A 23935-nucleotide genomic window follows, 5' to 3' on the forward strand; every position below is an offset into this window, starting at 1 on the left:
TTTCGCTCCGAAATGAGTCGGTTAAGACTTGATTCACCAATCGGCAGAAGCACGGAGTCAGGCGCCTCATGTCTGAAATGCAGGATAACGTTGTTCCACATACACGCATGCGCTCATTACGCGATGCTATCCGGAAAGTTCAGCTCGGTGAAGTCGAGCGGTCCGATGTGGTGGTTGAGCTGCAGGAAACCGAGCGGGCCCGGCTTGATATGCTGGCCGATGAACTCAAGGACGTCTTCAAGGAAATCCCGGAGGACGACGACCAGTTTTCGCTACAGATCATTTCGGGCTCAACACCGCGTTTGTGGATCGATGCAACAAGTCATGTCGTGGTTGGCGGTGATCGCCGGACCTATCGTTTTTTGAAAGATACCCGTCTGGGCAGGGTGGTTATTCTGGAAACGGCCAATATCGATGACATGGCGGATTGCCTGACGGAGTACATCGCCGAGCGGGTGCTTGAACGGGAAAAGGCACTTGAAGGCGATTGGCTCAACAATCGCTTGCGCCAGGTGGCGCTCGATTCAAAAGTGGTGCGCGTCAAGGAAAGCAGCACACCCTGGCTGTCCGTCATCGGAGCATTCGGAATTGGTCTTGCCGCCGGCGTCATCGGGCTGGTCGCGTTTGCCTGGTTTGCCAATCCTCTTTGAGTCCGAAACGTTTGGTCTATCGGGCAACGGGAATCGAAATGTCTCTTTGTTCGAGTAGGCTTACTGGCTCGTGGGGAACAACGAAACCATGTTCCTCCATCCGGCAAGACCAGCCTTCATTACCTTTTTCGATCGTGAACAAATTGTAGCGTGCCGGTCGGCTTTTGCCGCCCGGAGCGCTGGTCGCTGAGGGAACACCGACGACTGGAATGGGCCCATGTGGGCCGTCGATCTCTTCAAAACTGTCGATATGAGTATGGCCGTGCAGGATGAGTTCAGCCCCGGCTCTCTTGACAACCGCACGCACGCGAGACGCATCTGACAGTCTTTTGTGCCAACGGGTGGCATGTTTAAAGGGCGGGTGGTGCAGCATGACGATCCGAAACAAGCGCTCGCGGCCGAGTTCTTCCAAAATGGTTCTCAGTCGCTTGCTCTGGGCGCTGCCCACTCTGCCTGTTGCAAACCAAGGTGCGCTGGCTCGTCCGGTTGTGACACCTATGAGCGCGATATCGCCACGTTTGCGAACATAGGGAAAGGTTGCCCCGGACTTTGCTGACAGATCGGGCTCTTCGGTTGCCTGATCACCGCACATATAGGGCCACCAGGCCATTCGGGCCTTGCGAAATGCACCGGGAACATAAGCGTCGTGGTTGCCGGGAACGACTGATACGTTTGTCGGCTCGCCGATCTCTTCCAGCCAGGCCCGTGCCCCGGTTATCTCCAGCGGCAGCGCGATATTGACCAGATCACCGGTGACCGCAATGTGGTCAGGTGCCTGTGCCTTCATGTCCGCAACAAGCTGTTCCAAATAATTGGCACCCATGATTTTGGACCGGTTCCGGTGCCAGTTCAGGTACCCAAGAATGCGTTTGGAAAAAAGCTGGAGCAGCTTGGGATCCGGAAGAGGTCCAAGATGCGGATCCGAGATGTGGGCGAGCGTGAATAGCGACATGGGCGCGCATCTTCAAAGCAAAAGGCGCTGCGTCAAGCAAATAACGCAGCGCCTTTTTCAAAATGGCAGATTTTTCTGTCGCTGATCAGTTGCTTGTGAACGTCGTCAGAGCAGCAACAACGCGGGGGTTGCTGAGATCAACAGCCGGTTTCCACTGATAGTGGGAATGACGACGGCGGCGTTTGCCGAAAAGAGCGTTCAACATCGGAGTATCCTTCAGGGGTCAGACAGCCTGAATTGCGCTGCCTTCGAAATCATCATGTTGCCTGATATATAGGCATTCGCAGTTGCGATGAGGAGCGTTATTCTGGCTGGGCTGCCTTGCACGCAATGCATGGGTTAACATGGGGTAACTGCATGGTTCGCAAAGCTGGATGCCGGATTCTGGCTGGCCCGGTGAGGGCCCGCATTGAATGCTGAAGGTCCTTTCCTATCTGCCTTCAAACTGGACCAAGCGAATGATCCAGGGACTGGGGCTCGTCCGAAACCCCTATACGCTCGGCGTGCGGGTACTGGTCCTTGATGCGAAGGACAGGGTCTTGTTGGTCCGACACAGCTATCTGGAAGGGTGGTATTTGCCTGGCGGTGGCGTCGACCGAGGCGAAACAATGGTCGAAGCGGCCTGCCGCGAGGTGCTTGAGGAGGCCGGTATCTCGACCTCAGGTGAACCTGTCTTGATGAATGTCTATCTCAACGAAGAAGCAACAGGCAGGGACCATGTGGGACTTTTTCTTGTTTCGGAATGGACCGAGGCAGAAAACTACCTGAGCCCCAACGCTGAGATCGTTGAAGCAGCTTTTTTCGCGCCAGGGAACCTTCCGTCTGGTGTCACCTCGGCAACCGTTCGACGTGTCGAAGAATGGCTGGCCGGCGAAGGAACCGCCGGCAGCCGCTGGTGAAACCAGGTAGCGCCTTTCGCACTGCGTCAGGCCGCGGCCTTCAACCTGTCGCGATTGTGCGGGGCCAGAAAGTCGAGGTCGGGGCCGACGGGGACAATTCTGGTTGGATTCACGCTCTCATGTGAACCGTAATAGTGTTGCTTGATCGTCGGCATGTCGACGGTTTCAGCAACTCCAGGCACCTGGTAGAGCTCCAGAAGATAGTTCGACAGGTTTGGATAGTCGGCGATGCGTCTGATGTTGCATTTGAAATGGCCGACATAGACGGCATCGAAACGCACCAGAGTGGTGAACAAGCGCCAATCGGCTTCCGTCAATTGTTCGCCGGCCAGGTAGCGACGTGTCGAAAGGCGGTCTTCCAGGAAATCCAACGTATCGAACAATGCTGTTACGGCCTCTTCATAGGCTTCCTGTGTCGTGGCGAAGCCGGACTTGTAAACGCCATTGTTTAGTGTGTGGTAGATCCGCTCGTTGACCTCGTCGATCTCGATGCGAAGCGCGGCAGGGTAAAAATCAAGTTTCGACCCGGTCAAATCATCGAACGCGGAGTTGAACATTCGAATGATTTCCGAAGACTCGTTGCTGACGATCGTGTTCTGGTGCTTGTCCCAAAGAATTGGCACTGTTGCGCGACCGGTATAGGAAGGGTCAGCTTTGGCATAGATGTTCCAGGCGTATTTCGCACCAGCCACCGGTTCGGTCTCGGCAAATTCCCAGCCGTTTTCCAGCATCAAGGGTTGAACGGCGGAGAGCGAGATAAGGTCTTCCAGACCCTTCAGCTTGCGGAACACCATAGCGCGATGTGCCCACGGACAGGCATAGGAAACAAACAGATGATAGCGGCCTGCTTCAGCTTTGAAGCCGCCTTTGCCCGAAGAACCGGCAGCACCGTCCGGTGTGATCCAGTTTCGAAATGAAGCATCCTTGCGAACGAACCGGCCACCGGTCGATTTCGTGTCGTACCACTGATCTGTCCAGACGCCGTCAACCAGCAAACCCATGTCCATCTCCTTTGTTTTCGCTGCTGGATTAAGTCGTGTGTCCGACCGCAAAATCAATCGGCTGAATGCTGTGTTCGGAAAGCGTGAACAATCTACTGCATCTATGAACGGCAAAAAGCACTGGACCGGGAAGGGCTTGCGTGCTAACCGCTTTTCTCCATGAATTTGCAGCCGTCCCCGCAATGGTGGAAAGGCGCATGGCGAGACTGGGATCAATGACCACAGGTCTGACACTTCGACGACGAACCATCCGACGAGAAATCTCTCGTCCGCTTCGTCGCGTCTGACCAGATCCCGGATTTTCCAAGAAAGATTGATAGACCGGTTTCTGGCAGCTGCGCTTTCCTGCAAGATTGCCCGCCGGGAACCAATTCATGAAACAGACACCGTGGGTCATTCGGCCCGAAGACATCACAGACAACGACGCTATTGAAGCACTGCAGGCCGAAGCCTTCGGTCCAGGTCGGTTTGCACGAACCGCGTTCCGGATTCGCGAAGGCGTGCCGCATCGGCCAGATCTCAGCTTTGTGGGGGTTGCCGGGTCGCAAGTGGCTGGATCCATCAGGTTGTCACCCGTTCTAATCGGCGACGCCGATGCGCTCCTGCTTGGGCCGTTGACGGTCTCTCCGGATTTCAAGAACAGAGGACTGGGCAAGTCACTCATGCGCACGGCAATGGACGCTGCTGCTGCGGCGGGTGACAGAGTGGTTCTTCTTGTCGGAGACGCACCCTATTACAGCCCATTCGGATTTCAGCAGGTCCCGTTCGGTCGCGTGACACTGCCTGGACCTGTCGACCCTGCGCGGCTGTTGGTCGCGCTACTGAACGACGGCGACATGCCCAATGGCGGTGTGCGTGGTGGCCAGGAACCTTAGCGGCCCTCGCGATACCAGGTCAGTGAAATAGCGCCCAGAAGCACCGCCAGGCCCAGCAGGCCGATCAGGAGCGGATAGCGATCCACTCCATTTAGAACGCTGGCTTCTGTGGTCTTCAGGCCTATCCAGCCATTGCCGGCATAGCTGGCTGACTGCTGCATGGAGACCACACGCGGAACATCAAGATCGCCGCCAATATCCCGCAGCCTCTGCGTTGCACCACCGGTGGCTTCACTGATCGGATCAAGCAAATCGGCGGTCGACAGCACGTCGGTGTATTCGCGCGGGTTCTGCGGTCCGACATGGATGAGGGTGCTCATGTCCCCCTCAGTTACGGTGAAGAGGCCAGTTTCAGTTACCGGAAGGCTTCCAGTCCAAAGGCCGGGTTGTTGTTCCGTCAATGTGATATCGGATTGTTCACCCGTCGGGGTGACGATTGTGGCATTGCTGACGCTCTCACCCAAGGTCTGTCGCTCGACAGTCAGTTCAGAACCGCGCATGGAAACGCTAAGAGCTTCTTCCTCAAGGTCCGGTTCCTGCATCAGCCAATGGGCCAAGCGGCGCAACAGTGGCACATGCGGTCCGCCACCCTCAAAACCGCGCGCCCATAGCCAAACGTGATCGGAGAGCAGCATGGCGACACGGCCCTCGCCTTCCCGGTTCAATACCAGCAGCGGTGTGTCGCTTGGACCGGACATCAGGGTTTGGCCCTTGTCGAGTTCGGTATCGACTGCACGGAACCAGCGGCTCCAGTCCGGCGGATCCTGCTCCGAGCCTGGCAAACCGCGCGTGACCGGGTGCCGTTCGCCCAGTTCGGCCAGCGTTGCGTGATAGGGCTGCTCCAAAACGGTTCCCGTCGGACGGGCGGGCAGAATTGGCGCAAGCGGTGTGCGGTAGAGGCTTCCGCCTTCCGCATAATCCGGTCCGCCAGCCAGAAGCACCGCGCCACCATCTTGAACATAGCGGGCAATGTTGTCGAAATAGAGCATCGGCAACACGCCGCGCCGGACATAGCGGTCGAATATAATCAGATCGAACTCGTCGATCTTGACGGAGAACAGCTCTCGGGTGGGAAAGGCTATCAGCGACAACTGATTGATGGGGGTACCATCCTGTTTTTCAGGCGGCCGCAGGATGGTGAAATGAACCAGATCAACCGAGGCGTCCGACTTCAACAGGTTTCGCCATGTGCGTTCTCCAGCATGAGGCGACCCGGAGACCAACAAGACGCGCAGGTTTTCCCGAATGCCGTCAATCGTCACCACCGCCCTGTTGTTCAGCGTGGTCAATTCGTCAGTGAGTGGCTCTGCCTCGAATTCGAAGATATTGTCGCCTCCATGGGCGATCCCGACGGGGATATCGATTTTCTCGCCGGTGCGGGCTGTTCTTTCCGTAATGACGTCGCCGTCGCGTTTGACGGTGAGGCGTACAGCGTCACCTGGCCCTGTGCCTTGTCCCTGATCCACGACCGTCAAACTGACCGTTTGCTCCGATCCCACAAGACCAAATCGGGGGGCCTTGTCCAGAACGATACGGCGGTCGCGTTCATCGGCAGTGCCGGTGATCAGACCGTGGACCGGTGCGTCAAAACCGAGCGATGCTGCGCTTTCCGGCAGATCGTGGATCTGCCCGTCACTGATGATGATTGCGCCGCCGACCCTTTCAGGGGGAACGTCCGCCAACCCGTTGGAAAGTGTCTGGAACAGTTCCGTGCCATTGCCTGCCCCTGAGTTCCGGGCTTCCAGAACGCGCAGGTCAAAACCACTCAAGGCTTCGATACGGCTTTGAACTTCTGCCGCTGTCTCGTCCGTTGTTGTCTCGCGTTCGGCCAGACGTTGGCTTTGGCTTTTGTCGACGACGAGGGCGACCACGCTGGAAAGTGGCTCACGGTCTTCGCGCTCGATTGCCGGATTGGCAAGCGCCAGCAGCAACAAGGCCATCGTAATGCCCCGAAGGAACCAACCCCGCAGGTTCAAGAAGCCGGAAAGGCTTGTGAGCAACAGTGTAATGGCAGCACCGGCAATCAGGGCCCAAAGGGGCAGAAGCGGGTCGAAGGAGAGTGACCAGACCATCAGCGCTCGCGAGACCTCATTGTCCTAACCGCTCTAAAAGAGCAGGGATGTGAACCTGATCGGCTTTGTAGTTGCCGGTCAGGCTGTACATGACGATGTTCACGCCCGAACGGAACGCATAATCGCGCTGTATCGGATTGTTGGGAACCGTCGGATAGACGAACTCTCCGCTGTCCGAAATCGCCCAGGCGGCTGCGAAATCATTGCCGGTGATCAGAATTGGTGAAACGCCGTCACCCGCCCGAACAGGCCGGTCGCCACGGGTCGTGGTTTCTTCAAGACTTTCCACCCACAATGGACTGGTTGCGTAACGACCAGGGAACGTTTCCAACAGATAGAAAGCCTTGGTCAAAACATGATCCTGCGGCACCGGCTCAAGCGGTGGTACGTCCAGATCCTCCAAGATTTCCCGCAACTTCAGCGTCGCCGGTGTCGACCCGAAGCCGGTTGTCGAAGCGTTGATGTGATCGCGGGTGTCGAACAGTATCGTGCCGCCATTGCGCATGAAAGTATCAATGCGTGCAATGGTTTGGTCGCCGGGCTTGTCCATGGCCGGATCAATGGGCCAGTAAAGCAGGGAATAAAAGGCCAGCTCGTCGCGGGCGATATCCACCGCCGCCGGTGGTCCAGGCTCCAGAGCTGTTCTTTCTGCCAGAAACTGCGTCAGTCCGGAGAGACCCGCAGCGCTGGCGTCATCAATTTCAGGGTTGCCGGTCAGAACATAGGCAAGGCGGGTATCAAGCGTTGATTCAAGCGCCTGCAATTCAGATGAGGTTGACTGGGCCTGGGCGTTTTGCGGTGCAATCCCCGTAAACGGGATCGCAGCAAGGGCCACAAGGATCGCCAGGCTGGCGGTTCGGTTCCGCAAGCCAACACGCGCCAACCCACCTGCCAAAAGGAAAACTGCAATCGCATCCACGATCATGAGAAGAAAGACCAGTGTAAAGAAAAGAGATCTCAGATCGAATGGGTCGGAGGCAGGATAAGGCACGGCTTCTGCCCGTTCGCCAAGAGCCGTCAAATCAAGCGTTTCCAGGCTGTCATCGCGTTGCAGCAGATTGAGTGCTCTGAACCCATCCTCTGTGCCGTAGAGACCGGGCGGCGTGCGGCGGCTGGCCAGTGCGTCACGGAAGACCGTACTGTTTACCGGGGTGACTTCAACCGGTGGCGGACCGAAGCGGCCAAACCCGTCCAGAAGACGCAGCGGAGGCAGAACACTCTGGCTGGGTTGTCCATCTTCTGCCGTTTCCGAGGCGGCTGCCACGTTGGACACGGCCAGGATCCGGCGCAACATGTTCAGGAAGACACCCGACAGGGGCAAGTTCGACCACGTTGAATCGGCGGTGACGTGGAAAAGGACGACACTGCCGGCTCCAATGGGAGCTGCTGTCACAAGCGGTGTGCCGTCTTCCAGCATGGCCCAGGTTCTTTCCGGAAGTTCCGACGTCGGTTCGGCAAGAACCTGCCGGGTGACGGTGACTTCTTCCGGCACCTTGAGGCCCGAAAACGGCGATCCTTCAGGGAAGGCTGCCAGGTGTTGAGGCTGTTTCCAGGAGAGCGAGCCGCCAAGCGATCTGTCACCGGCACGAAGGCGGACGGGGATCAGGTCGTCGCTGCCGCCTGCAGTGCGCGGACCGGCGAAGCGAACCAGTGTTCCACCGTTTTGAACCCAGTCGCGCAATGTGTCGGCGGTTGTGTCCGGGAGCCGGCCGACATCGGCAAGAACGAGCACGGATATGCCCTGGTCGATCAGTCCTGGAACGGCTTCTGCAATGTCCGCGTCACGTGGGCGGCGAATGTCTGAGAAGGGTGCGAGCGCTCGTTCCAGATAGTAGACGGGTGACAGCAACGGCTGATCAAGGTCGCCGGATTGTCCCGAGATAAGACCAACCGTCCGGCGTCGCCAGCTGTCATCTACAAGCTGGACAGCACCAGCCGCTGCTTCGCCTGAAATCTCCACACGCGCAATGTCGTTGCGCAGTTCCGTTGGGAGTTCAAACCGTGCCTCTGTTTCCGTTGCATCGGCATCGAAGGTTGCCTGAACTTCGCCAAGCACCAGTCCCTTGAGATCAAGCGCTCTAACAGTGGCGGCTCCCACTTTCTGATCTGGGTGCCTGATGACCTTGAGTGAAAGAGCTTCGGCATCGTTGGTAAGGTCTTTCAGACCCATTGGCGTGTCCAGTCCGGACATCACCGTCACGGGGGCCGCGCCGATGATCTGTGCAAGATCTGACAAGAACGCACCATTGGTGTGCGTGTTGTCGGACAGCCAGACCACCGCGCCAGGCGGTGTCTCCTGTGCGGACTTTCGCAATCCGATGCTCAGTTCGCTGCGCCTTGGGGGGTAGGGCCGGGGCTCCAAGGCCCTTAGCCTTTCAAGTGCACTTGCAGCTGCTTCCGGCACGAAGCTCTGGCCCGGTCCTTCAGCTGTTGCCGCGAAAAGCACAGGCTGGCCGTCCTGAGATGCTGTGTTGAGGATCTGTTCTGCTGCACTCACCTGTGCATCCCAGCCGCTTGCTGAAGTCCAGCCATTGTCGACCAGCAGCCACAAGACGCCGTCTCCGGTCGCAACCGGTTCTGATGAGCGCCAGATTGGACCGGCGAGGGCGATGATCAAAAGCGCGGCCAGCAACAAACGCAGGAGTGTCAGCCACCATGGGCTGCGCTGAGGTGTTTCCTCGTGCTGATCAATATCCAAGAGGAGCCGAGTAGGCGGAAACTGGATCTCGCGCGGACGCGGAGGCGTGAGCCGCAAAAGCCACCAGATGACCGGCAGCAAGGCAAGGGCCGCCAGGATCCACGGTGCGGTAAACGTCAGGGGCAGGCCTGCAAACACGGCTCAGACGCCTCCTTTCTGCATCACATCAAGCGCACCTGAGAGCGCACTGTGCAAAACCAGCAAAGGCTCGGATGCCGGCCGGTCGGTATGATGTAGAACATAGGTCCATCCGGCCCGCCGCGCCATATCCCGAATTTCAGCCCGATGGGCTTCCAACCGGTTGTGATAGTCTTCGCGCCAGTTTTCCGCACGTCCCGCGGTCAGCCGGATGCCTTTCTCTGGATCGGTAAACTCAATCCTGCCATCGAATGGAAAGGTCTCTTCAATCGGATCGAGCACTTGAACCAGATGCCCGCGTGCGCCGGTGCTGGCGACCCTGGCTATCCATTCCGCAATCTCGTCCATGGGATCGAGGAAATCTGAGACCAGCACCACATCGGCAAATCTCTTGATCGACATGGTGTCGGGAAGTGCCACAGGTTTGGACAAGTGCGCGAGTGCATCTGCCAGGCGCTCTGCGGCCCGACGATCCGAAAAGGGTCGGGTCAATCCGGGAAGGCCAATGCGTTCGCCCGTTTCGGCCAGCATGTCGGCAAGGGCAAGCATCAAAACGATTGCCCGGTCGCGTTTGGTGACTTCAGCAAGGCGCGAGCGAAACACCATGGAAGATGAGAGGTCCGACCAGAGCCAGACAGTATGGGCTGCCTCCCATTCGCGTTCGCGCACGTAAAGATGATCGTCCCGGGCAGAACGGCGCCAATCAATTCGCTTTGCCGGTTCGCCCATGTTGAAGGGCCGAAATTGCCAGAAGCTTTCGCCCGGCCCAGCGCGGCGGCGACCATGCCAGCCGGCGATGATCGAGCTTGCAACATGGCTGGCTTCAACAAGGAGATCCGGTAACGCATCGGCTACAGACCTGGCTTCGCCGATCACGTTCGGCCATGTCGCCTGGTCTATGCCTGCCGTGTTGTTTCCGGAATCCATTCAGTCCAGCTCCCTCAAAAAGACCATGTCAGATCAGGTGATAGATTCCTTCACCCGCCTAATGACATCCCGCACGGTGTGTCCGTCTGCCCGCGCTGCGAATGTGAGAGCCATTCGGTGTTGCAGAACCGGTTCGGCAAGAGCCAGCACATCGTCAACGGAGGGAGCGAGGCGACCATCGACAAGTGCCCTTGCGCGAACTGTCAGCATGAGCGCCTGGCTGGCGCGCGGACCGGGACCCCAGGCGATCAAATCCGTAACACCGGAATTGGCTGTTCCCTCGTCCGGTCTGGCAGACCGCACCAGTTTGAGAATTGCTTCTACAACTGACTCCCCAACGGGCATGCGCCTGACGAGTTGCTGATATTCCATCAGCTCTTCCGATGTCATGGCGACCTGGGCTTCAGCCTGGTCAGCGCCTGTCGTTTCCAGGAGAATACGGCGCTCAGCATCCAGGTCCGGATAGTGCACGTCAATTTGCATCAGAAACCGGTCGAGCTGCGCTTCCGGCAGTGGGTAAGTGCCTTCCTGTTCAAGCGGGTTCTGAGTTGCCAGTACGTGGAAAGGGCGTGGCAGGTCATGCGGGTGACCAGCCACCGTGACATGATATTCCTGCATTGCCTGCAAAAGCGCGGATTGCGTTCTGGGGCTGGCGCGGTTGATTTCGTCTGCCATCAGCAGCTGAGAAAAAACCGGGCCTGGTATGAAGCGGAAGGATCGGCCACCATCGCTGCTTTGTTCCATGACCTCCGCGCCGAGAATATCAGAAGGCATCAGGTCCGGGGTGAACTGGATACGCCGGGCATCAAGGCCAAGAACGGTACCAAGTGTTTCCACCAGCTTGGTTTTTGCCAAACCCGGGACACCCACCAGCAAACCATGTCCACCGGCCAGAATGGTGACGAGCGATTGCTCAACAACTGTCTCCTGGCCGAAAATGATGCGGGCGATATCAACCTTTGCATCGCTGATGCGGTTGACCGCGCGCTCCGCGCTTTCCGCGACCGCGGCGAGGTCAGCTTCGGTTGGGCTGGAGGGGGAAACAACGCTCATGAATCACCTTTCCCGTAACTTTTTAAAACTCCGGCCGATTAACATGCCGGGTATGAATGCTCATTCGTCCGGAGTTGCTGCGACTCAAGCAGTCTGACACCATATAAATGAGTAGATAAGGCGCAATTGTGCGCCATACAGTGGAAAGGTCCAAGATTCTTTCCCTGGCCTGGGGAAAAGCTTGTGACTACTTCCCCGGCTTAACCGGCTTGGATCGAATAAAGGTCATCGGGAATTGTCAAAAATCCCGGTGTGTGTCGAAGGACAGCTGCAAGGACTTTTTGCAAATGGCGGATGGAACAAAAACTGTTGGCCAGGCAATGCCTGAGGGACTGAAAGCCTTGATGAGCCGAGCCGATAAGCCTGGCCGGTCTTTGCCTCCGGTCGACAAGTGGAACCCGCCGTTTTGCGGTGATCTCGATATCCGCATTGCCCGGGATGGAACGTGGTTTTACCTCGGTTCGCCCATTGGCCGGCAAGCGCTCGTCAAGCTGTTCGCCTCAGTGCTACGACGGGACGAAGACGACAAACACTACCTTGTCACACCAGTTGAGAAGATCGGTATCACGGTCGAGGATGCTCCCCTCCTGGCTGTTGAGTTGGCTGTTGACGGGACGGGTGAAAACCAGGTGTTGACGCTGCGGACAAATCTCGGTGATCTCGTCGAGGCCGGGCCCGACCATCCCTTGAGATTTGAAAAAGAACCGGACAGCGGCGGCTTAAAACCCTATGTACATGTCAGAGGCCGGCTGGAGGCGCTGTTTACACGGGCGCTGATGTATCAGCTGGCGGAAATGATGGAAGAACGGGACAGTGAAACTGAAACGGAGCTGGGGATCTGGAGCGGAGGTGTTTTTTTTGCGGTGGAGCCCGACCTCCTGCGTGAAACCGAAGAGCACTGAACCGCAGAAGGACTGTCTGACTGCATGAGCACTTCCACCTTGCACCAATTTTTGCCCGGTGCGGATGTCACCGAACACTTGCGGCAGCGTCTTTCGCTCGCGGAGAGTGACAACGCGGACAAGGATACTGGTGACCATGTTCTGAACCCTGATCTTGGGCCTTATGCACGCTGGGAGGGACCTCCGCGCGATGCTGCCGTGCTGATCGGCATCTTGCCGCGTGAGGACGGGCCGAGCGTTGTCCTGACACAGCGTACGGGGCACCTGAAATCGCATGCAGGTCAAGTCGCCTTCCCGGGTGGAAAAATCGATCCGACCGACGCCGGACCCGTTGAAGCAGCATTGCGTGAAGCAGATGAGGAGATCGGCTTGAAACCCGATCGCGTCGCACCGATCGGGCGGCTGTCTCCCTATCTGACCGGATCCGGTTACCGCGTTGTCCCCGTGATCGGATTGATCGGCTCCGATGCTGCATTTCGTGCAAATCCGGATGAAGTCGAAGATGTCTTCGAAGTCCCATTCGGTTTTCTGATGGATCCTGACAACCACATCAAGCAAAGCCGCGTGTGGCAGGGTAAACGACGCTATTTCTATGAGATGCCTTACGGTGAACGATACATCTGGGGTGTTACCGCCGGTATCATCCGGTCCCTTTACGAAACGGTTTATGGCTAATGCTGCGTGTTTTTCTTACCCACCTTCTGTTGTTCCTGTTGCCATTCTTCGCCTATGCATTGTGGCTATGGTTGAGCAACAAGAAAGATCGACCCGGCAACTGGTCGAAAGGGCCAATTGCCTGGCTGACACTGACAGGTCTGGTTCTCGTCGTCGGCGGTCTCGTGGGCATGGCGTCCTACAATCGCGCACCGGAAGGCACCAGTTGGAGGCCGTCTGAAATGCGTGACGGTCAATTTGTTCCGGGCCGATATGAATGAAAAAATGACGGTGAATGTTGACGACATTTTCCGGCAGACAGACTGGCTTCAGTCGCAAGGCATCCAGAATGTTTTTGCAGCTGTTGAGCAGAACGGAGATCAGGCCCGGGTCGTTGGCGGCGCTATTCGCAATACGCTGCTGGATCATCCCGTGCCCGATATCGATATTGCCACGACCGCTCAGCCCCAGGATGTGATACGGCGTGCTCAGGCTGCAGGCCTCAAACCCATCGCGACAGGGATCGATCACGGAACGATTACGGTTGTCAGTGACGGAGTGCCTTATGAGGTGACCACACTTCGTGAGGATGTTGAAACGTTCGGCCGTCAGGCAAGGGTCGTCTTTGGGCGGGACTGGGTCAAGGATGCCAAGCGGCGCGATTTCACACTCAATGCGCTATATGTCGACAGGCATGGAGTGTTGCATGACCCTCTTGGCGGGCTCGACGACTGTTTGAACCGTCGCATAAGGTTCATCGGTGATCCGGATCAGCGAATTCGAGAAGACTTTCTGAGGATCTTGCGGTTCTTTCGTATCTATGCGGCGTATGGCGCCGGCGACATTGACGAGGCCGGGTTAGGGGCATGCTTACGACAGCGTGAGGGTCTGAGGCACCTGTCGGCCGAACGCATCGGTCATGAAATGCGCCGCCTTCTGCGCGCTCCCTTGGCTGCGCGCGCACTTCGTCTGATGAACGATTGCGGACTTTGGGAAATCGCGACGGGCGGTCTTGCGCGGATCAACGATTTCGATGCTTTGCGTAGCCTTGAGGATCAGGCTTCAGAAGTGCTCGATCCTGAAGTCGGTCTGGTGGTGCTTGCAGGTTTCGTGCACGAAGATCTGGAACGGATCTGCGATCGATTTCGTCTTTCGAACGCAGAGCGCAAACGCATGAAAACCGCGTGGGAGGCGATGAAATGCCTCCGGCAGGCCGACGTCTTTCCGTCCTGCTCGGCACTGTTGTATGACTTCGGTCGCCAGGGAGCCGTCGATGGACTGCTGGTCAGATGGGCGTCCTTGCTGGCGCAAAGTCAGGCGGATGGAACCGACTTTGCCACCAGACTAAAGGGATTGCGTACGGCAGAGGAGCCAAAGTTTCCGCTCAAAGGTGCCGATCTGATCGCGTGCGGTCATGCTCCGGGACCATCTCTTGGCGATCTGCTTGATCAACTTGAAATCGCATGGCGGGACAGTGGGTTTTCGCTCGGAAAGGACGAGCTGATCGGGCAATTGCCGTCCAAGCTTTAGTTTGTGCCGGTCTGGCGCTATTTAGCGCTTTTTAAAGCAAATACCGACAAGATGACCTGAGAAACTTCATCAATTTTGCGATGGCGTAACCGCATGACGCTTGTTTGCCGGTTCAAGATGAGGCCGTAATGGAAATTGTTCTGATCTCGGATGGTCCGCTCCCGATGGAGTCACCGGTCAGGCGGTTGCCGTTGTTTTTTCATGCCCGTCTGATCGACATGGACAAGGTTTCACCGGCTACAGTTGGTGAGGGCAAGATCGCTATCGTGGAGCTGCTCGATGCAACAGATGCCGGCTTGATTGCGTTGAAAGCCGCATGGGGCAGCATTGCCGCGATCCCTGTCATTTGTTTTGTGGCCAAGAAAAACCGTCGAGAAGTGATCCAGGCCGGAGCCCTCGGAAAATCCGAGATGCTGGATCGGGAGACGCCTCTGGCGCTGATCTTGCGCCGGCTGAATTCACTCACGCAAAAAGATGTAGCGGACACTCTACCCGCGCGGATGCCGCAAAAGACCGTCGAGGCCTACAGAAAGGGCAACGTTTTTCTGGAAAACATGTGCCTTGCCAGCGCCGAAGGTACAAAGATCCCGGTCAGTGTGTTGAAGAGCAGCGCGAGCGATATCTTCAATGCGATGTCCCAGGAAGGCTTGTCATTCTGGATGGAAGCGGTCAATTCGCATCATAGTCCAACCTATAGTCATTCCTTGAAAGTTGCCGGTTTGGCCGGAATGTTTGCGAACCATCTGGGGTGGTCGAAGGGGGAATGCGAAGAGGTGATTGCCGGTGGTCTGGTTCATGACATCGGGAAAACACGCATTCCGCTCTCCATCCTGGACAAGGCCGACAAGCTGACGGACAAGGAGCGGGCCATTATCGACAAGCATCCTCTATACGGCCGGGAAATTCTGAAGCCGCGGCTTGAATTGCCGATCGACATAAAAAAGATGGCAATCCAGCATCACGAGTATCTGGACGGGACCGGGTATCCTGATGGACTGAAGGGCGAAAGGATCTCGCCCAAGGTCCGGCTCATTACGATCTGTGACATCTTTACGGCATTGACCGAAGAACGTGCCTACAAGGAAGGCCTGCCTGTGCGAACTGCAATTTCCATGATGCAGGACATGGGGCCAAAGCTAGATCAGAAAATGGTGTCCGCTTTTGCGCGCATGCTGCTCGACAGAGGGTTTGGAGAGCTCAACCGTTCTGAACAGAAAGTACGTCGCGGTTCGGCAGCCTAGATCACGTCCTTCAAGCGATGCATCTTTTCATGGATGCGCCTTGGAGATCAGGGCCATTTCACCACGGGTGGCATGGATGAGAGTATAGAGGTGACATTGCCGCCGGTCTTGAGGCCAAAAATCGTCCCACGGTCGTAGAGCAGATTGTATTCGACATATCGGCCGCGTCTGATCAGTTGTTCCTCGCGCTCTTCTTCCGTCCAGGGCTTTTCAAAGTTTCGGCGCACCAATTCTGGGTAGACTGAGAGAAAGGCAAGGCCAACGTCCTTGGTGAATGCAAAATCCGCATCCCAGTCGCCACTATGCAGATAGTCATAGAAGATGCCGCCTATGCCGCGCGGCTCATTGCGGTGTTTCAAATAGAAATAGTCATCGCACCAGGCCTTGTAGCGCTGATAGTCAGCAACGTCATGTGCTTCGCAGGCACCTTGCATGGCCTCGTGGAACGAGACGGTATCCGGATCTTCCTGCGTGCGCCGCAGATCAAGGACAGGGGTCAGATCCGCACCACCGCCGAACCACTGGCGCGTTGTCACAACCATTCGGGTGTTCATGTGCACGGCGGGCACATGCGGATTGTGCATGTGTGCGATCAGGCTGATGCCGGACGCCCAGAACCTTGGGTCTTCACTGGCGCCAGGGATCTGGCCACGAAATTCCGGTGAGAACTCTCCGTGGACAGTCGAGATGTGCACACCGACCTTTTCAAAAACCCGGCCGTGCATGATCGACATGACACCGCCGCCGCCTTTTGCCCCCGTGCTGTCGGTGCGCTCCCAGGGTGTTTGCTCGAAGCGGCCTGCGGGTTTATCCGAAAATGGGCCGTTCTTGTCGCTGATTTCGTCTTCCAGGTCTTCAAATGCCTTGCAGATCCTGTCTCTGAGTTTCCGAAACCAGGATGGCGCGTCCGCCTTCTTCTGTTCGATGCCGTCCGGGATCGGTCCGCCACGATTTTCCGGTGAAGGTGCGTTCATGAATTTGGCCCTGGCTGGTTGACGGCTGACTGATGCTGATTTCAGGAATTAGCTTCGGTGAGGCTTTTAGGAAATGTGCCTGTCTGTCGCAAGGCTTCACCGAGAGCCATGCCTGCTGAAACTGCGACATTCAGGGACCGCATGCCTTCGGCCATCGGAATGGTGATGCGGGCATCTGCTCCCGCATGCACATCATCGGGAACCCCGCTGCTTTCACGCCCCATCAGCAAAATGTCGTCGTCTTTGAACCCGAATGCGGTGTAAGGCGTTGCGGATTTCGTTGTCAGAAGCACCAGGCGCGCACGGCGCTCTGTACGCCAGTCCTCAAATTCAGCAAATGAAATGTGCCGCGTCATGGCTGCGCGCTCAAGATAGTCCATCCCGGCCCGTCTGAGTGCACTGTCAGAAATCGGAAAACCTGCTGGCTCGATCAGGTGGACCTTTGTGTTCAGACAGGCTGCCAGTCGCAAAATGGTGCCCGTGTTTTGCGGAATATCGGGCTGATAAAGGGCAATGTCGGGCATCGTTTCCAGGTCTCTGCGGCTGGCGGGGAAGGGTGCTTAACAGCTGAAGTCCGTTTTGTCATGCGACTGCGCGCTTTTCGTTTTCGAAATTGTCTGGGCCATGTGACAGACAGGCGCGTAGGATATCAAACAGATTCGCGCCCGGCCCATGGAGTGCCTCGTTGTCCCCGCTCTTCCGCATTTTTGAAACCTGGATCGATCCATTTCGACCCGTACCTGACAAGGATATCCCAAAGGGCGGTATTTCTGCGCTTGGATATTTCGTCTCCCAAGTGCGCTGGCCTTTTGTGGCCATGCTCGTTCTCGGCGGGACAGCTGCCTTCATCGAAGTTTCGATATTCAACTTTCTGGGCACGATCGTCGATCTTATGGAAACCGGAAACAGGGGTACCTTTTTCAGCGATCACCTTTGGACGCTGCTCGGCATGGTCTTCGTGGTGCTGGTCGTGCGGACGCTGAACAACTCCTTGATGGCGTTGCTGGAAGAACAGACCATCGTGCCAGGCTTTTTCAATCTGGTTCGTTGGCAGAGCCACAAGCGCGTGATGAGGCAGAGCCTCAGCTATTTTCAGGACGATCTGGCAGGCCGGCTGTCGCAAAAAGTCATGCAGTCGGGCCTGTCCGCCGGCGACTTCATGACCAACCTGCTGCAGGTTGCTTGGTTCATTGTCGTTTACGCACTCACCACGCTGATACTGGTTGCGGACCTCGATATCAGGCTGGGCGGCATTGTCTTGATTTGGCTTGTGTGTTTCGGGGTGACCGCGCGGTTTTTCGTACCGCGGATACGCGATGCTTCGAGAGCCGTTGCCAACAGCTATTCCGGGGTAACCGGAAGACTGGTCGACACATACACCAATATTCAGTCTGTCAAACTCTTTGGTTCCACGATCACCGAGAACCGCGGAACTCGCGGGGCGGTCGAATCCTACCTTGTGAAACTGACGACATTTACGCGGCTTTTGACCTCCATTCGGATTGTCATGAGCGTGATCAACGGTGTCATGATTGTTGCGATTACAGCAATGGCTCTGAAGATCTGGCAGGATGGCGGGATCAGCACCGGGCATGTCGCCTTCGCACTCAGTCTGATCCTGCGGCTTAATATCCTGCTGAACCGGCTGTTCAATCAGCTGAACGGTCTGTTCCGGCATTTCGGTTCTCTGCAGGACAGTATGGAAACCGTCGTCAAGCCGATTGCTCTGTCTGATCAACCGGATGCGCCCCAATTGGTCGTTTCCGATGGCAGGGTTCAGTTTGAGAGTATCCGTTTCCACTATGGCAAAAAGGGTGGGGTGATCGATCATCTCAATTTGGACATTGCTCCTGGAGAGCGGGTTGGATTGGTCGGGCCGTCTGGGGCTGGCAAGACAACGCTGGCAAGCCTCCTTCTTCGCTTTTTCGATGTGGAGGCGGGGCGCATCCTGATTGACGGTCAGGATGTCAGGGACGTCACGCAGGATTCTGTGCGGCATGCTGTTGGCATGGTGACGCAGGACCCGTCATTGCTTCACAGATCGATCCGCGAAAATATTCTTTACGGTCGGCCCGGTGCCAGTGAGGCAGAACTTGCCGAAGCAACCAGGCGGGCTCACGCGTTCGATTTCATTCAATCCCTGGAAGACCAACGTGGTCGCAAGGGGTTCGATGCCTATGCAGGCGAGCGTGGTGTCAAGCTGTCAGGCGGGCAAAGACAGCGCATCGCGATTGCGCGCGTATTGTTGAAGGATGCGCCGATCCTTGTACTTGATGAGGCAACGTCTGCACTCGATTCTGAAGTGGAGGCTGCCATACAGGAAAATCTACAAGGGTTGATGGCAGGAAAAACAGTCATTGCTATTGCGCATCGCTTGTCCACGATCGCAGCAATGGACCGACTGATTGTCATGGACAAAGGCAGGGTTCTGCAGGAAGGAACGCATGAGGTGCTGTTGGCCGATGATGAAGGCCTTTATGCCAAACTTTGGCGTCGGCAATCGGGTGGATTTCTCGTCGAAGAGCCTCAAATAGCCTGAATTCATGTCGACGGGTTGTGTTGGCACCCATGAAGCACGAGCTGATCTGGTATCTGACAGAGCGCGTAGAAGGAGCTCAAAACTTCAGAGGTCTCGATGCTCCAGAACGTTATCGCCTATTTTGCAACCGCTCTTGTTTTCCTCGGGGTGGATTATGTGTGGTTGTCGCAAGTGGCGACACGGTTCTATTTTGATCGCATTGGCCATCTCCTGATGGACAAGCCGAACATGGCGGCAGCAGGCGCCTTCTACATTATCTATATTGTAGGCATTGTTATTTTCGCTGTCGCACCGGCTCTCAAGAGCGAGAGTCTTATGACCGCTATCGTCTATGGTGCATTGTTCGGTTTCTTTACTTACGCAACGTATGATGTAACCAACTATGCAACCTTGAAAAACTGGCCGGTTATTGTTGCTGTAGTTGATATTTCATGGGGAACGGTTCTGTCTGCTTTCTCTGCTGGTATGGGTTACATCCTTACACGGCTTGTGACCTGACTTATGAAAACAAGCTGCTTACAAGCCTAAGTATTTGCCCGCATCTCCGGTCGTTACTGAATTTTTACGTGCATTCCGGTAGTGTCTCGCTCATGAGGTGATTGGACGCGATCCCGCGGTCTTCCATCGCCTGCTGATTTTCAATCGGGGAAGTAGCGTGACACTCTCAATAAAGGGCCGGTTCGTTGCAATGGTCTTCACGGCCGCTGCGATCATGATGGCCGGTACCGCATTTGCGTTCTATGTGTTTCGACAGGCGCTTTTGCAGGAAATTGGAACAAAGACCGGAGCAGAAAATTTCCTGACCGGTGATGTCGTTTCGAAAATTGATACCCTCATTCTCGACCAGATGGTCACGATCGGACTCGTAGTCTCACCTGTCGGCCTGGCATTTCTCGGCATCGCTGTGGTGCTTGCGCTCGGAATTGCGCGACCACTTCGCCGTCTTCAAAACGGTCTCGATAAATTGTCGGAAGGTGAATTGGATATCCGGATCGAAGGTGAACATCGAACGGACGAAATCGGCAAGATCGCCAGATCGGTCACGGGTTTTCGAGCCAATTTGGTTGAAAAGGCACAGGAGCAGGCACGGCAGGATCAGGCGCATCAGGATGCGATGAGCCAGGAACGCAAAGCACTGATGCAAGATGTTGCCGATGACTTTGAAAAGTCGGTTATCGGTGTGGTCGCTGGACTGACGAAAGCTGCCGGCAGCGTTGAAGACAACTCTACCCGGCTGAGCGAAGCTGTGAACTCTTCCATTGTTGCCGTTGATGAAGTGCATCAGGCAACTTCAGAAGCAGGTGGTTCTGTCGATTGCGTGACCGTGTCTGCTGAACGTCTTTCCGGTTCATTGCTTCGTGTTCGTGAGGATGTCGATCAGGCGACAGAGATTGCAAGCGCTGCAGTTGAAGAGGCACGAAAGACCGATGAGGTTGTCGGGCGGCTTTCGGAAACGGGCCGTGCAATTGGCGAGATCGTTGAACTGATCAGCCAGATTGCAAGTCAGACCAACCTTCTGGCCCTCAACGCCACCATTGAGGCTGCGCGCGCAGGCGAGGCAGGGCGCGGGTTCGCCGTGGTCGCAAATGAAGTCAAAGCGCTGGCTGAACAAACGACAAAGGCGACAGAAGACATTTCTGCTCAAGTAACGTCTGTACAGGAAGTGGCTGAACTCTCGGAAGGAGCAATCCGGTCGATTGCAGAAACAATTGGCCGCGTGAGTGAAATTTCGGGGAAAATCCGGGATGCCGTCGAGGAACAATCCGCGGCAAGCCAGGACATAGGCGAGAATGCTTTGGCTGCACGAAGCAGCTCAGAACTTGTCACTGCCAACGTCAACACCCTGAGTTCCGTGATGAACACCAGCCAGAGCGCCACAGAAGAGATGTTGTCGGCGGCTTCCGAACTTGGCAATTATTCCGACAGCCTTCAATCGCAAGTCGGCCAGTTCCTACAAAGCGTCAGGGCGGTCTGATTATACTTGTGATCTGTAGCAAAATTCTAGTTAAAAATGACAATATATAAGTAAATCTGCGTTCTTTTAGAGATTGGTTCAGGATTGATACCTTAGACTAACGCGGAGCATGTTTTGAATCGAAGAAGACCATGGCAGAGATCTTGGCGTCGCCGCCAGTGCAGTATCTGATTTTCTGCTTGGGAGCGGTTGTCGTGTTCCTCGTCGCTTATCGATTGGGAACGCGGAAGACTGCGTCTCCCGAGGTGGAGAGCCTGTCTGGTTTCGGAAACGATGCCGCGATCTTGCAGCTTGTTGTCGAGCATGTCCATGAAGGCCTGGTTATGCAGGACATCTATGGGCGCATCGAGTGGTCAAACCCTGCTTATTCCCGCATCACAGGCTACAGCGCAGACGAAATTCGAGGACGCCGACCTCAAGAGTTCATTTTGCCCAGCGAAAACCAGCTGCCCTCTGAGGAGATCGCCGACTTCAAATACGATCTGACCCGGTTTCGTTCAGGTGTCGAAGAGCTGATCATGAATCAGCGCAAGAATGGCGAAACATTCTGGAACCAGCTGACATTCGCTGTTGTTGAAGGGACGACGTCTGACCAGACGAAAATCATCCTGATCTGCCGGGATGTGACCACTCAGGTTGAGCATGTCAAGGAACTAGAAGATGCGCGTAACAGGCTGAAATTTCAGGCAGAACACGACGATCTAACCGGCGTTGCCAATCGCTCGAAGCTGTCGTCTTATCTGCAGGAACTCGTGCAGGAGAAAAACGGTACGGGCCGAAAACTCGGGATCATCCAGTTTGATCTCGACCACTTCAAGGACATCAACGACAACCACGGACACAGCGCTGGTGATGCCGTGTTGCGGCACGCCGCCCAGGTTCTGCAAACCGCGGTCGGCGACAAGGGACTGGTGGCGAGGATCGGCGGTGACGAATTTATTGCTGTCATACCGGAGCCGAGCGGTGCGGATGAGCTGGACAGTCTTGGCAAGAAGATCATGAGCGGTCTTGAGCGGCCGATCACCGTGGACCGGCACAAATTGCGCGTGGCCGGCAGCGTTGGACTGGTTCTGGCCGACACTGCCAAGGTCAGTGCATCGGCACTTATCAACTGGGCCGATATTGCTCTTTATGAAGCCAAGAAAACGGGCCGGGGCCGGGTCGCATGGTATTCAGATGCGGTTGGCGCGACGCATCGCCATCGGCGAATGGTTATGGCGCAACTCGACCAGGATCTGGAAAACAGCAACCTGACGCTTTTGATGGAGCCCCAATACTGTTTTCGAGAGAGCAAAATAGTCGGTTACGAAGTCTATGCGCGCTGGCTTCATCCAAGTGAAGGTCTTGTCGACCCCGTCACGCTGCTATCGGTCCAGGAAGACCAGAAGCGCATTGCAAGGATTGAAATGTTCGCCTTGCAGCGTGGTCTTGCGGAGATCCGTAACCTCAGGGAAGTTTCAAATTCGCCCTTCACCATGGCGCTGAATCTTTCTCAGGCAAGCTTGAAGTCACCAGACTTTATTGAAGCGCTTCAAAAGCTGAGCAGCGACAATGGCATCCCACTCGAAGCGCTGATCGTGGAATTCGATGAGAAAATCATCCGTTTTGACGAGAAAGACGGGCTTCTTGACGCGATCGAAGCGTTGAAAGGGATTGGTTGCAAAGTCGCTATTGATCGATTTGGCGGCGGGCATGGCGGCGCCGGTCAGCTGTTGCATGTTGCGGCCAATGTGATGAAAGTCTGCCCAGACCTCGTTGCTGGTTTGGAAGCCAACTGCGAGCGGCATCAGCTTGTACAGTCCGTGCTTCGGCTAGCAGATCAATTCGGACTGGAAACGGTTGCTGTCGGTGTGGATACGTCACGGCAGGTCGATGTCCTGAGAGCACTTGGGTGCAAGCAGATCCAGGGCAGCGCAGTTTCCGCACCTGTTTCTCCGAGGGAAGCGGAATTGCATGTGATGTCTTTCGAGCTGGAAGAGAACAATCCTCCCGATTTGGCTATTGCCAAAGGGTGATCCGTTGCTCTCGCAGCGCTTCGGCGAGGGGGCTGTTGGGTCTGTGTCTCATCCGCAACAGTTGCATTGCTCATGTACGGAAGTGGCGAATTTGTCCTTCCCAAGTGATGCGAAAGCGGGTACCTAATTTTCCAGTCAGCTCCTAGAAGTTGATTCATTTCCAAGTCACAAGTGGCTTCCCCGCCACGCAACCAGGAGGGCCTACATGATAGATCGTTGCATGATCCACCCATTTGTCGCCCTTGAGGGTTGCCCAGGGATTACTGTCCGCCTCCGTTAGCGACGCGCTCAGTCCTCGTTCATAATCCTAAGATCTGCGGTGACCGGCACAAGCCGCTCATATGTGGCTGCATACCGTTTCGTTGTATGTCCGCCGTCACCAGTGACACATCCCATTTCGGAGACGATCCGATGTCAGTCCAATTCACACCGGACCTGGCCGCATTGGCGGGCCGTCCGGACTTCGAGGTGACCCCTCCCGAAGAGCCGGATCCCGGTATTTTTGTGCGTTTGAAAAGGACAGTTGCCTCCGCAGCTCTTTTTCTGGGCACTACATTTGCAGTCGCCGGGCTGTTTTTCATTCCGGTGCTCTTTTTCAACCTAAGCCGGATCGAGGCTTTGGAAATCGCAGGCCAGCAACTCACCGCGACAGCGTTCCTGGGTCAGCTGGGTGCGCTGTTCTGGGGCACTTTTGTCCTGGCTCTGGCCTTCACAAGTTTCGTTGCCAGCATGCTCATATTTGCATCTGGCCGATTGATACGCCCGTATTCGAAACCCGTGGGACAGGAAGATGCCATGGCGCATTTGACTGTGTTACGGTTGAGCGGGTCTGAGAGGTAA

21 protein-coding genes are annotated in these 23935 nt (G+C 56.1%); 13 read left to right on the forward strand and 8 right to left on the reverse strand.

Going from position 1 to position 23935, the window contains the following annotated elements; genetic code table 11:
• The first annotated feature begins 68 nt into the window (after positions 1-68).
• The gene (locus FIV00_RS09380; RefSeq protein ID WP_152500502.1) at positions 69-650 is read left to right on the forward strand and encodes a hypothetical protein; all 582 of its coding nucleotides are present in this window, start codon (positions 69-71) and stop codon (positions 648-650) included.
• Between the two features lie 16 nt (positions 651-666).
• Here the strand turns inward: FIV00_RS09380 and FIV00_RS09385 are convergent, their stop codons facing one another.
• Entirely contained in the window at positions 667-1602 is a 936-nt protein-coding gene (locus FIV00_RS09385; RefSeq protein WP_152500503.1) for a metallophosphoesterase, read from the reverse strand.
• A gap of 413 nt (positions 1603-2015) precedes the next feature.
• Between FIV00_RS09385 and FIV00_RS09390 the strand changes: the two genes are divergently transcribed.
• Positions 2016-2501: an NUDIX domain-containing protein gene (locus FIV00_RS09390; protein WP_152500504.1), complete on the forward strand. Its 486-nt coding sequence runs from the start codon at positions 2016-2018 to the stop codon at positions 2499-2501.
• Between the two features lie 26 nt (positions 2502-2527).
• On the opposite strand, the gene FIV00_RS09395 is transcribed toward FIV00_RS09390, so the two are convergent.
• The gene (locus tag FIV00_RS09395; protein ID WP_152500505.1) at positions 2528-3502 is read right to left on the reverse strand and encodes a glutathione S-transferase family protein; all 975 of its coding nucleotides are present in this window, start codon (positions 3500-3502) and stop codon (positions 2528-2530) included.
• 374 nt (positions 3503-3876) lie between these two features.
• Here FIV00_RS09395 and FIV00_RS09400 point away from each other — a divergent pair, with 374 nt between their 5' ends.
• The gene (locus FIV00_RS09400; RefSeq protein ID WP_152500506.1) at positions 3877-4377 is read left to right on the forward strand and encodes a GNAT family N-acetyltransferase; all 501 of its coding nucleotides are present in this window, start codon (positions 3877-3879) and stop codon (positions 4375-4377) included.
• Here FIV00_RS09400 and FIV00_RS09405 read toward each other — a convergent pair.
• Genes FIV00_RS09405 through FIV00_RS09420 form a run of 4 tightly spaced genes read right to left on the reverse strand, consistent with a single transcriptional unit; the run spans position 4374 to position 11265 of the window.
• A complete protein-coding gene (locus FIV00_RS09405; protein ID WP_152500507.1) occupies positions 4374-6449 on the reverse strand; it encodes a hypothetical protein in 2076 nt (691 codons plus the stop codon). The two genes, FIV00_RS09400 and FIV00_RS09405, sit on opposite strands and share 4 nt — an antisense overlap.
• 16 nt (positions 6450-6465) lie before the next feature.
• Positions 6466-9285: a DUF4159 domain-containing protein gene (locus FIV00_RS09410; protein WP_152500508.1), complete on the reverse strand. Its 2820-nt coding sequence runs from the start codon at positions 9283-9285 to the stop codon at positions 6466-6468.
• Positions 9286-9288: 3 nt separating this feature from the next.
• Positions 9289-10212, reverse strand: a complete 924-nt coding sequence (locus FIV00_RS09415; protein WP_152500509.1) for a DUF58 domain-containing protein — start codon at positions 10210-10212, stop codon at positions 9289-9291.
• Positions 10213-10245: 33 nt separating this feature from the next.
• Positions 10246-11265 carry a MoxR family ATPase gene (locus FIV00_RS09420; RefSeq protein ID WP_152500510.1) on the reverse strand — a complete coding sequence of 340 codons (1020 nt, stop codon included), beginning with the start codon at positions 11263-11265 and terminating at the stop codon, positions 10246-10248.
• Positions 11266-11552: 287 nt separating this feature from the next.
• Here FIV00_RS09420 and FIV00_RS09425 point away from each other — a divergent pair, with 287 nt between their 5' ends.
• The 5 genes from FIV00_RS09425 (at position 11553) to FIV00_RS09445 (ending at position 15592) form a co-directional block, all read left to right on the forward strand.
• A complete protein-coding gene (locus FIV00_RS09425; protein ID WP_152500511.1) occupies positions 11553-12167 on the forward strand; it encodes a DUF1285 domain-containing protein in 615 nt (204 codons plus the stop codon).
• Between the two features lie 24 nt (positions 12168-12191).
• Positions 12192-12842: a CoA pyrophosphatase gene (locus FIV00_RS09430; protein ID WP_152500512.1), complete on the forward strand. Its 651-nt coding sequence runs from the start codon at positions 12192-12194 to the stop codon at positions 12840-12842.
• Entirely contained in the window at positions 12842-13102 is a 261-nt protein-coding gene (locus tag FIV00_RS09435) for a DUF6111 family protein (protein ID WP_152500513.1), read from the forward strand. Before FIV00_RS09430 ends, FIV00_RS09435 begins: the two co-directional genes overlap by 1 nt.
• 4 nt (positions 13103-13106) lie before the next feature.
• A complete protein-coding gene (locus FIV00_RS09440; protein ID WP_152500514.1) occupies positions 13107-14351 on the forward strand; it encodes a CCA tRNA nucleotidyltransferase in 1245 nt (414 codons plus the stop codon).
• A 128-nt stretch (positions 14352-14479) separates the two neighbouring features.
• The gene (locus FIV00_RS09445; protein WP_152500515.1) at positions 14480-15592 is read left to right on the forward strand and encodes an HD-GYP domain-containing protein; all 1113 of its coding nucleotides are present in this window, start codon (positions 14480-14482) and stop codon (positions 15590-15592) included.
• Between the two features lie 47 nt (positions 15593-15639).
• Here the strand turns inward: FIV00_RS09445 and hemF are convergent, their stop codons facing one another.
• Complete coding sequence (hemF, locus tag FIV00_RS09450; protein WP_152500516.1) at positions 15640-16566, reverse strand: oxygen-dependent coproporphyrinogen oxidase; 927 nt, start codon at positions 16564-16566, stop codon at positions 15640-15642.
• Positions 16567-16607: 41 nt separating this feature from the next.
• Positions 16608-17090, reverse strand: a complete 483-nt coding sequence (locus tag FIV00_RS09455; RefSeq protein ID WP_152500517.1) for a tRNA (cytidine(34)-2'-O)-methyltransferase — start codon at positions 17088-17090, stop codon at positions 16608-16610.
• A gap of 161 nt (positions 17091-17251) precedes the next feature.
• Here FIV00_RS09455 and FIV00_RS09460 point away from each other — a divergent pair, with 161 nt between their 5' ends.
• The 5 genes from FIV00_RS09460 (at position 17252) to FIV00_RS09480 (ending at position 23935) form a co-directional block, all read left to right on the forward strand.
• A complete protein-coding gene (locus tag FIV00_RS09460; RefSeq protein WP_209006878.1) occupies positions 17252-19105 on the forward strand; it encodes an ABC transporter ATP-binding protein in 1854 nt (617 codons plus the stop codon).
• Positions 19106-19201: 96 nt separating this feature from the next.
• Positions 19202-19603, forward strand: a complete 402-nt coding sequence (locus FIV00_RS09465) for a DUF2177 family protein (RefSeq protein ID WP_152500518.1) — start codon at positions 19202-19204, stop codon at positions 19601-19603.
• Positions 19604-19760: 157 nt separating this feature from the next.
• On the forward strand, positions 19761-21080 hold the full coding sequence (locus FIV00_RS09470; RefSeq protein WP_152500519.1) for a methyl-accepting chemotaxis protein: 1320 nt from the start codon (positions 19761-19763) through the stop codon (positions 21078-21080).
• A 131-nt stretch (positions 21081-21211) separates the two neighbouring features.
• Positions 21212-23095, forward strand: a complete 1884-nt coding sequence (locus tag FIV00_RS09475; RefSeq protein ID WP_152500520.1) for a bifunctional diguanylate cyclase/phosphodiesterase — start codon at positions 21212-21214, stop codon at positions 23093-23095.
• A 411-nt stretch (positions 23096-23506) separates the two neighbouring features.
• Positions 23507-23935 (forward strand): hypothetical protein, encoded by a 429-nt coding sequence (locus FIV00_RS09480; RefSeq protein ID WP_152500521.1) that lies wholly within the window; start codon positions 23507-23509, stop codon positions 23933-23935.

Origin of the sequence: Labrenzia sp. THAF82 (assembly GCF_009363435.1) — a bacterium.
Lineage (GTDB): Bacteria > Pseudomonadota > Alphaproteobacteria > Rhizobiales > Stappiaceae > Roseibium > Roseibium porphyridii.